A 539-nucleotide genomic window follows, 5' to 3' on the forward strand; every position below is an offset into this window, starting at 1 on the left:
CGAAAGGGGACTCCCTCCGACGTAGGTGGGAGGGGAATTTCGCCGGGGCGTCAGCCCCGCTGGTTTTGAATGTATTGCTTGATCACCTCCAACGGTGCTCCGCCGCAAGAGCCCGCAAAGTAAGAGCGTGACCAGAGTACGGGTTTGCTGTAAGCACCTCTCAAGTCCAGAAATTCATTACGCAGTCGCCTTGATGTGACCGCCTTTAACGAGTTCACCAGTACCGATAGCTGCACCGTTGGCGCGTACTCTATCAGCATGTGAACATGATCAGCCTCTCCGTCACACTCTTTCAGTTCCGCACCAAAATCTCTGCAAACCTCTGCCGCACACTGACCGAAGGAAGCGTGATGCAGATCCCCCAATATCGGCTTTCGATACTTGGTGATAAACACCAAATGTACGTGCAAAGCGTAGGCCGCATGGCGTGATTTATTAATTTTAGTGAATTGCATTCTGTCACTCAATCGGGCTTAATAGATATGGCAATAATGCTACACACTGAGCGCTAAATGCAAATTCTGAAAGCCTACAAATTC

Annotated in this window: 1 protein-coding gene; it reads right to left on the reverse strand. The window is 50.1% G+C overall.

All coding sequences use genetic code 11. From position 1 onward, the window contains the following. Positions 1-50: 50 nt before the first annotated feature. Positions 51-455, reverse strand: a complete 405-nt coding sequence (tnpA, locus tag C3418_RS23950; RefSeq protein WP_021141233.1) for an IS200/IS605-like element ISAs26 family transposase — start codon at positions 453-455, stop codon at positions 51-53. Positions 456-539 lie beyond the last annotated feature (84 nt).

Source organism: Aeromonas sp. ASNIH8 (assembly GCF_002919855.1).
Lineage (GTDB): Bacteria > Pseudomonadota > Gammaproteobacteria > Enterobacterales > Aeromonadaceae > Aeromonas > Aeromonas caviae.

Bases quoted from the DNA above. Each gene is read 5' to 3' on its own strand.
- tnpA (WP_021141233.1), bottom strand. From the start codon at position 455: ATGCAATTCACTAAAATTAATAAATCACGCCATGCGGCCTACGCTTTG.